The organism is Sphingomonas sp. LH128 (assembly GCF_000293195.2).
GTDB classification, from domain to species: domain Bacteria; phylum Pseudomonadota; class Alphaproteobacteria; order Sphingomonadales; family Sphingomonadaceae; genus Novosphingobium; species Novosphingobium resinovorum_A.
The window spans coordinates 1-8,322 of record NZ_ALVC01000086.1; the positions used below are offsets into that span (position 1 = coordinate 1).

The 8,322-nt window shown below is 65.3% G+C and carries 11 protein-coding genes; all 11 read left to right on the plus strand.

Going from position 1 to position 8,322, the window contains the following annotated elements; translation table 11 throughout:
- Window positions 1-1,618: TraG/VirB4 family ATPase (locus tag LH128_RS07640; protein WP_008829036.1), on the plus strand; the 1,618-nt coding region annotated here is incomplete at its 5' end.
- The gene (gene trbJ, locus LH128_RS07645; RefSeq protein WP_008829037.1) at window positions 1,615-2,346 is read left to right on the plus strand and encodes a P-type conjugative transfer protein TrbJ; all 732 of its coding nucleotides are present in this window, start codon (window positions 1,615-1,617) and stop codon (window positions 2,344-2,346) included. The genes LH128_RS07640 and trbJ, both read left to right, overlap by 4 nt.
- 25 nt (window positions 2,347-2,371) lie before the next feature.
- Window positions 2,372-3,703 carry a P-type conjugative transfer protein TrbL gene (gene trbL, locus LH128_RS07650; protein WP_008829038.1) on the plus strand — a complete coding sequence of 444 codons (1,332 nt, stop codon included), beginning with the start codon at window positions 2,372-2,374 and terminating at the stop codon, window positions 3,701-3,703.
- Between the two features lie 6 nt (window positions 3,704-3,709).
- Window positions 3,710-4,576, plus strand: a complete 867-nt coding sequence (gene trbF, locus LH128_RS07655) for a conjugal transfer protein TrbF (RefSeq protein WP_008829039.1) — start codon at window positions 3,710-3,712, stop codon at window positions 4,574-4,576.
- Window positions 4,573-5,541, plus strand: a complete 969-nt coding sequence (gene trbG / locus LH128_RS07660) for a P-type conjugative transfer protein TrbG (protein ID WP_008829040.1) — start codon at window positions 4,573-4,575, stop codon at window positions 5,539-5,541. Before trbF ends, trbG begins: the two co-directional genes overlap by 4 nt.
- Complete coding sequence (locus LH128_RS07665; RefSeq protein ID WP_008829041.1) at window positions 5,538-6,848, plus strand: TrbI/VirB10 family protein; 1,311 nt, start codon at window positions 5,538-5,540, stop codon at window positions 6,846-6,848. The genes trbG and LH128_RS07665 overlap by 4 nt, the downstream gene beginning before the upstream one ends.
- 14 nt (window positions 6,849-6,862) lie before the next feature.
- Window positions 6,863-7,084 carry a DUF2274 domain-containing protein gene (locus LH128_RS07670; RefSeq protein WP_008829042.1) on the plus strand — a complete coding sequence of 74 codons (222 nt, stop codon included), beginning with the start codon at window positions 6,863-6,865 and terminating at the stop codon, window positions 7,082-7,084.
- Complete coding sequence (locus LH128_RS07675) at window positions 7,081-7,428, plus strand: DUF736 domain-containing protein (RefSeq protein WP_008829043.1); 348 nt, start codon at window positions 7,081-7,083, stop codon at window positions 7,426-7,428. Before LH128_RS07670 ends, LH128_RS07675 begins: the two co-directional genes overlap by 4 nt.
- Window positions 7,425-7,688: a hypothetical protein gene (locus LH128_RS07680; protein WP_008829044.1), complete on the plus strand. Its 264-nt coding sequence runs from the start codon at window positions 7,425-7,427 to the stop codon at window positions 7,686-7,688. Before LH128_RS07675 ends, LH128_RS07680 begins: the two co-directional genes overlap by 4 nt.
- 15 nt (window positions 7,689-7,703) lie before the next feature.
- Entirely contained in the window at window positions 7,704-7,982 is a 279-nt protein-coding gene (locus tag LH128_RS32040) for a FitA-like ribbon-helix-helix domain-containing protein (RefSeq protein ID WP_327195104.1), read from the plus strand.
- Window positions 7,979-8,322, plus strand: a 344-nt coding sequence (locus tag LH128_RS07685; RefSeq protein ID WP_008829046.1) for a type II toxin-antitoxin system VapC family toxin, incomplete at its 3' end; no start/stop codon positions are given. The genes LH128_RS32040 and LH128_RS07685, both read left to right, overlap by 4 nt.

The following is an 8,322-nucleotide window of genomic DNA, read 5'->3' on the forward strand; positions in this document are numbered from 1 at the left end:
GTTCAACAAGCGCAAGTCCATCGCGCAACTCATGCGCGAAGTGATGATGAACGAGCCTGTGCCGCTCACCGACAGCGATGCCGACAACAAGGTGGCGGACGCGGATTTGGCGCTGCAAGCCTTGGGCGGCGATCATGTCGCTTTCGGCTACTATACCGCGACGATCACGGTTTCCGACGAAGACCGTGCTGCCGCGGACGAGAAGGTTCGCATCGTCGAGCGGATCGTCAACGGGCTGGGCTTCACCTGCATACGGGAATCCGTGAACGCGGTTGAAGCGTGGTTGGGTTCGCTCCCCGGTCATGTCTATGCCAATGTCCGGCAACCGCTGGTCCACACGCTCAACCTCGCGCACCTGATGCCGCTATCTTCGGTATGGGCCGGGCCGGTACGCAATGAGCATCTTGCCGGGCCGCCGCTGCTCTATGCGGAAACCTCCGGCTCCACGCCTTTCCGGCTTTCGACGCATGTCGGCGATGTCGGCCATATGCTGATCGTCGGCCCGACGGGCGCGGGCAAATCCGTACTGCTGGCTTTACTCGCCTTGCAGTTCCGCCGCTATCCGGGCGCGCAGGTTTACATCTTCGACAAAGGGCTGTCCGCCCGCGCCGCGGTGCTGGCAATGGGCGGCGAGCATCATGCCCTCGGCGAGAGTGACGCGCTGGCGTTTCAACCGCTCCGCAACATCGACGAGACAAGCGAACGGGCGTGGGCGGCCGAGTGGATCGCCGCGCTGCTGGCGCACGAACGGCTCGACGTCACCCCGGAGGTGAAGGAGGCGCTGTGGTCCGCGCTCACCAGCCTCGCCAGCGCGCCGCCGGAAGAACGCACGCTGACCGGCCTGTCGGTGCTCTTGCAGTCCAATACGCTCAAGTCCGCGCTGATGCCTTACACGCTGGAAGGCCCGTTCGGGCGGCTGCTCGACGCCGCCGAAAACCGCCTGGCCCTGAGTGACGTGCAGTGCTTCGAAACCGAAGCTCTGATGAACACCGCCGGTGTGGTGCTGCCGGTGCTGACCTATCTGTTCCACCGGCTGGAAGAGCGTTTCGACGGGCGGCCGACGTTGCTGGTGCTCGACGAAGCCTGGGTGTTCCTCGACAATCCGCTGTTCGCTGCTCGCATCCGCGAATGGCTGAAAGTGCTGCGCAAGAAGAATGTCAGCGTGGTGTTCGCCACGCAGAGCCTCGCGGATATCGCCGACAGTTCGATTGCGCCCGCGATCCTCGAAAGCTGCCCGCAGCGGATATTCCTCGCCAATGACCGCGCCATCGAGCCGCAGGCCCGCGCGGCCTATGAGCGGTTCGGGCTGAACGAGCGGCAGATCGAGCTGATCGGCCGCGCCACGCCCAAGCGGCATTATTATCTCCAATCGCGGCGTGGCAACCGGCTGTTCGAGCTGGCTCTTGGCCCAGTGGCGCTTGCGCTCTGCGGCGCGTCCGATCCCGACACCCAAAGCCTGATCGATCGGCTGCTTGCCGAGCATGGCCCGGACCAATTTGCTCCCGCCTTCCTTGGTTCGCGCGGCCTCAGCTGGGCCGCCGAGCTTCTCCGAGACTTCCCCGGTGCGAACAGCGCCGGGGGAGACACCCTCAACCCCCAGCAGGAGTTAGCATTATGAAATCCCGCATCCTCGCGACCGCGCTCGTGGCCACTGCGATCACCGGCACGGCGATCGTGCCGATCACGCCAGCGCACGCCCAGTTCGGCGGGGTGGTGTTCGACCCCAGCAACTACGCGCAGAACGTCCTGACCGCCGCGCGCACGCTCACCCAGATCAACAACCAGATCCAGGCGCTCCAGAATCAGGCGTCGATGCTGACCAATATGGCCAAGCATCTTCAGCGGCTCGACTTCTCTTCGCTCCAGCAGATCACCCGGTCCATGCAGCGCATCGACACGCTGATGATGCAGGTCGAAGGCATCGCCTTCGACCTAGAATCGACCGACGCCGCGCTTGCCGGCCAGTTCCCCGCCGAGTTTGACCGGGCACTCTCCACCAGCGACATCATCACGCAGGCTCGCGCCCGGTTGCAGGCGTCGATGAAGGCCTATCGCCAGACCATGCGCGTGCAAGCGCAGGTAGCCGAGAATGTCCAGGCCGACGCCGGGCTATTGTCCGAACTGGTATCGCAGAGCCAGAGCGCGACCGGCAGCTTGCAGGCCCAGCAGGCCACCAACCAGCTACTCGCGCTCAGCACGAAGCAGCAGCTTCAGATCCAGCAGATGATGGCGGCGCAATATCGCGCGGACTCGCTCGAACGCGCGCGCCAGCAGCAGGCGCTCGAAGCCGCCCGCGAGCGGACGAAGCGCTTCATCGGCTCGGCCGACATCTACACGCGCGACTGACGGCGCACGGCAAGGCGGCCCCGATATGAACCCCGACCTCAACATCATCGACAGCTTCCTCGAAGCCTTCATCAGCTACATCGACAGCGGCTTCGGCCTGCTGTCGGGCGATGTCGCGTTCCTCACCACGGTGCTGATCGGCATCGACGTGACGCTCGCCGCGCTGTGGTGGGCGATGGACAACGATCAGGATGTGCTGGGCAAGCTCATCAAGAAGACGCTCTATGTCGGGGCCTTCGCCTTCATCATCGGCAATTTCAGCACGCTGGCCGACATCATCTTCCAGAGCTTTTCAGGCCTTGGGATTACGGCGGGCGGCGGCGGGGTATCGGCCGACGACCTGATGCATCCCGGCGCGATCGCCGGCGCGGGCTTCACCGCCGCACATCCGCTGCTCGATCAGGTGACGGAGATGGCGGGATTCCCGGAGTTCTTCGGCAACTTCCTCAGCATCGCGGTGCTACTCATCTGCTGGCTGCTGGTGGTGCTCGCCTTCTTCATTCTCGCCATCCAGCTTTTCATCACGATCCTGGAGTTCAAGCTGACCGCGCTCGCCGGCTTCGTCCTCGTGCCGTTCGCCCTATGGAACAAGACCAGCTTTCTGGCCGAACGCGTGCTGGGCAATGTGGTGTCGTCGGGCATCAAGGTCATGGTCCTCGCCGTCATTATCGGCATCGGCACCAATCTGTTCAGCGAACTAACCGCCCTTGTCGGCAGCGAGCCGGAGATTGCCGAGGCGCTCAGCCTGCTGATGGGCGCGCTGACTCTGTTCGGACTTGGCATCTTCGGTCCCGGCATCGCCTCCGGCCTTGTCTCGGGCGCACCACAGCTTGGCGCGGGAGCGGCGGTCGGCACGGTGGCCGGCGCGGCGCTTGCAACCGGCGGTGCCGCCATGCTCGGTGCGAAAGCCACGATGGCGGCCGGTCGCGGCGGCATGGGGGCGATCAAGGCCGGCACCGCGATGGGTTCAGCGGCGCAGGCGTCCTACCGGCTCGGTCAGGAGACATCCGGCAGCGCCAGCATCGGTGCCGGTCTTGGCGGGATGGCGACTGCCGCTGGCGGTGCGGCATCGCAGGGACTGAGAGCCGCCGCCTCGCGCATCGCCAGTCCGATCAGGGCCAGCGCCGCGAAGGGCCAACAGGCTGCCTGGAACGCCGGGCGAACTTCGCCCGCATCGTCGGCATCCGGCGCGGCAATATCACCCGCAGCAGGTGCATCCGCCGTGACCCCGGCCTGGGCGCAGAGCCTGCGCGCGCAGCAGACCGCCCGGCATCAACGTCACATGGCGATGCAGACGATCAAGGACGGCGATCGTCCCGGCAACGCCGCCAATCCCGATCTCAGCGACAAGGAGTAGTGTTCCATGATCTTCAAGCGATCCATACAGCGTTACGGGCGGACCCCGCAGCCCGAAACACCCTATCAACGTGCCGGTCAGCTATGGGACGAGCGCATAGGCTCCGCACGCGTGCAGGCACGGAACTGGCGGCTGGCCGCGTTCGGATGCCTCGGGCTGACCGGCGTTCTCATATGCTCGAACGTTTGGCAGTCGATGCAAAGCCGCGTCGCCCCCTATGTGGTCGAGGTGGACCGACTGGGTGAAGCCCGCAGTGTCGCGCCCGCGATCCAGAACTATCAGCCCACCGATGGCCAGATAGCCTGGCATCTGGGGCGGTTCATATCGAACGTGCGGTCCGTCTCCACCGATCCGGTGCTGGTCAAACAGAACTGGCTTGGCGCCTACGACTTCGCAACCGACCGCGCCTCGCTGTTCCTCAACGAATATGCCCGCAGCAACGATCCGTTCGCCGGCATCGGCCAGCGCAGCGTGTCGGTGCAGGTGACGAGCGTGGTCCGTGCTTCGGACAGCAGCTTTCAGGTCAAATGGACCGAGAGCATTTACGAGCGCGGCAGTCTGGCGAAGACCGAGCGCTGGACCGCCATGCTGACGGTGATGCTCCGGCCGCCGAAGACGGCCGATGCACTCCGCAAGAACCCGTTGGGCTTGTTCGTCAACGCGATCGACTGGGCGCGGGAACTGGAAGGGCAGCCCGCACAGTCGGGGGCACAGGGGCAACGTCCGCAACCACAGCCTTTGCCAGCACCATCGCCGCAGCCGGTGCCCTCCGCTGTTCCAGCATCGCCCCCTGTTGCGCCTGCGTCGCCCGAGGTCGCGCCGGCCCCGGCGACGCCCGCCAGTCCCAACAATCAGGGAGAACCCCGCCAATGATCCGCATCATGCTTCTGTCCGCGTCCGCGCTGGCGCTGTCCGCCTGCGCGGGCAAGACCCCGCCGCCCGCGATCAGCTATGACGCCGCCGACTTCCGGCCTGCCGCAATCGAGGCCGAGCCGCCCCGGCCGGTCGAGATCGTGGAGCAGCCGGTGCCGCTTCCGCTTCCCGGCCAACTCATGCCGCCGCCTTCGGTAAGGGGCGAGACGCGCGCGCCAACCGCACGGATCGAGGCGGCCAATCGCGCCGCGACCAGGGAGCCGAGCAGTTCCGGCTATCTCAACGCCGTGCAGGTCTATCCGTGGACGGAGGGAGCGCTGTATCGGCTCTACACCGCGCCGGAGCGCGTGAGTGATATTGCCTTGCAGCCCGGCGAGAAACTGGTGGCGGTATCGGCCGGTGACACAGTTCGCTGGATCATCGGCGATACGACGAGCGGCGCGGGCGAGTCAGCGCGCGTGCATGTCCTGGTGAAGCCCTTCGCGCCGGGGCTGGCAACGAACATGGTCATCACGACCGACCGCCGCGCCTATCACCTCGCGCTCGAAAGCACCGATCGCACGGCGATGGCGGCAATCTCCTGGACCTATCCGCAGGACCGGCTTGTGGCGCTGCGTCGCCAGAACCGGGAGGCCGAGCAGGCACGGCCGGTCGCGGAGAATGTCGCGCTGACCAATCTCCGGTTCCGCTATGAGATCACGGGCGACAGTCCGCCGTGGCGGCCAGTGCGCGCCTGGGATGATGGGACCAAGGTCTATGTCGAGTTCCCGGCGCGTCTCGATCAGGGCGAAGCGCCGCCGCTGTTTGTCGTCGGCCCGCTGGGCGACAGCCAGTTGGTCAATTACCGCGTCACCGGCAACCACTATATCGTCGATCGTCTGTTCGCGGCGGCTGAGCTTCGTCTTGGCGAGAAGCCCCAGCAGATAGTGCGGATCAGCCGGACAGACGGGAGGTCACGGAAATGACCGAACCTCCAATCGCCCCGATCCCGCCTGCCGAGCCGGGCGCGCCCCAACCGGCAGCGCCGCAGGCCGCACCGGCACCGCCGCCCCGCAAGGCTCCCCCCGACACGCTGACGCTGCGCGCCAATCCCCGCCGCGTCGTCCGGTTCAAGCGCGGCGTCATCGTCGGCGGCGCGGCGGCCGGATCACTCGCTATCGCTGGTGTCGCGTGGATGGCGCTGGGTCCTAAAACACTCAGGTTGGTGGAACCGAGCGACAAGGCAATCACCGAGCGCCACACGCCGGCCGATCAGGTGATGAACTTGCCCGGCACCTATGGCGATGTTCCGCTTGGTGTTCCGGTTTTGGGGCCGCCACTCCCCGGCGATCTTGGGCGGCCGATCCTCGATCGACAGCGCCAGCTTGAGGCGGGTGGCGTGACGCCCGGTGACAGCGCCATGCCGCCTGCCACGACCCCTGAAGAACAGGCGGCGGAGGCGGAGCGCCAGCGCATCGCAGCGCAAGCGGCACAGGCCCGCGAGGCGGGCGTCATGGTGCAGTCGTCGGGCCGTGCAGCGAGTGCGGCTGCTGGTATGGCCGCCGATGCGGCTGCCAGCACCACGGTTCCCGCCGATCCGACACAGACCGATCGGGTGGCCCTCAACCCGGACACCGACCCCAACAACCAGCAACGCAAGCTCGACTTCATAGGGCAGTCGGCGCCGGGCGGGATCTACAACGCCCATGCGCTCCAGACCCCGGCATCGCCGCATCAGGTGATGGCGGGCAGCGTGATCGCAGCCAGCTTGCTCACCGGCCTCAGCTCCGATCTGCCCGGCATGGTCGTGGCGCAGGTGACGGAGAATGTGTTCGATACCGTGACGGGCCGGACGCTGCTGATCCCGCAGGGTTCGCGGCTGATCGGCAGTTACGATAGTGTCGTCGCGTTCGGCCAGAGCCGGGCATTGCTCGTGTGGCAGCGGATCATCCTGCCGGACGGCAGCTCGATCCAGATCGACAATCTGCCTGCGACCGATGCCGCTGGCTATGCCGGCCTGTCCGACAAGGTGGATTATCACACCTGGCGGCTGCTCAAGGGCGTGGCGCTTTCGACGCTGCTCGGTGTCGGCACCGAACTGTCGATCGGCGATGACGAAAGCGATCTCGTGCGCGCGATCCGCCAGTCGACCCAGCAGTCCGCCAATCAGGCGGGCCAGCAGATCGTCTCGAAGAATCTCAACATCCAGCCCACCATAACCGTCCGCCCCGGATGGCCGCTCCGCGTGATCGTTCGCAAGGATTTGGTCCTCGGGGAATGGCGCGTGCGCTGACAGGAGACGCCCCCATGCTCAAACTCGCCAGACTCCCCGACCGCACCCCGGTCAAGATCGGCATCACGGTCACACCCGACCTTGCCCACGCTCTCGCTGACTATGCCGCGCTTTATAACCGGGCCTATTCGGACAAGGCAGAGGTGGCCGACCTGATCCCCGCCATGCTCGAATCCTTCCTCGCCAGCGACCGCGGCTTTGCGAAGGCGCGCAAGAACACGGAGGCCGGGACATGAAGCGGCGCAGGATCATCGGCCGGTTCAAGCGGTCGAAGCAGGGCGGATGGGAAGGGGAAATCGACACCCTGACCATCAACAAGCGCCGCATCAGGCTGATCCCGAACGATGATCGCGTGAGTGACGATGCGCCCGCGTTCCGCGTCATGCTGGGATGGAACCCCATAGGCGACGCATGGGAAAAGAAATCCCGCACTGATCCCCCGCGCGAATATCTGCGTGTGGAGATCGACGACCCGCATTACCCGATCGTCGCTGCTCTTTTCCCGGATGCCGAAGGGCTGACCGCGAAGATGGTGCTGAACCTGGTGCTTGCGAACGCGGCAAGGCAGGCCGCTGAATGAGCCGCGATCGGGACAGAGTGGTGGTCGAATGGCCCGGCGAGCGAAAGGCACCGCACAGCCGGCGCTTTTCCAACGAGTTGGTCGAGAAGGCCCGCAGTGTCTTCCAGAAGCGCACTAGCCAGAAACTGACCAATGAGGATGCACGCCAGATGCTGGAAAATCTGACCGGCTTCTTCCGCGTGCTGCATGAGTGGGACAGGGCGCAGGCAAAGGGGGACGTGGACCCGTCGCGCGAGAGCGGCAAAAGCAGCCGCCGTTGACGAAAATTGGTTGCAATGGTATCATTGCCATCATTTTCATTGCAGAGGTTTGGCATGTCCCGAGCGCTTCAAGTTCGTAATCTCGACGATGATCTTGTGCAGCGCTTGCGCCGAAGGGCGGCGCGGCATGGTCGTTCGGTCGAAGCTGAACATCGGGAGATTCTGCGGCAGGCTCTTGCCGCCGAGGTCGATCCTTCATTCAGGGACCTTGCCGCCGAAATGCGCGCGCTGACAGCGAAGCGGCGGCAAACCCCCTCCGAGACGCTATTGCGCGAAGGCCGGGAAGAACGGTGACGCGCCTGGTCATAGATGCGAGCGTTGCCGTCAAATGGGTGGTGACGGAGGACGGCACGGATGAAGCCGTGTCGCTGCTGTCCCGCCATCGCCTGTCCGCGCCCGATCTTCTGGTCGCCGAATGCGCGAACATCCTTTGGAAAAAGGTGCGCCGTTCCGAGTTGACGGCGGAGGAAGCGATGGTCGCGGCGAAAATCATCCAGCGTGCCGATGTCGAGCTTCATCCCATGCGAGCGTTGATGGAGCCAGCCGCGAAGCTGGCTATTGACCTCGATCATCCCGCCTATGATTGTGTCTATCTCGCGCTCGCAATGGCCCATGAGTGGCAGTTTGTGACCGC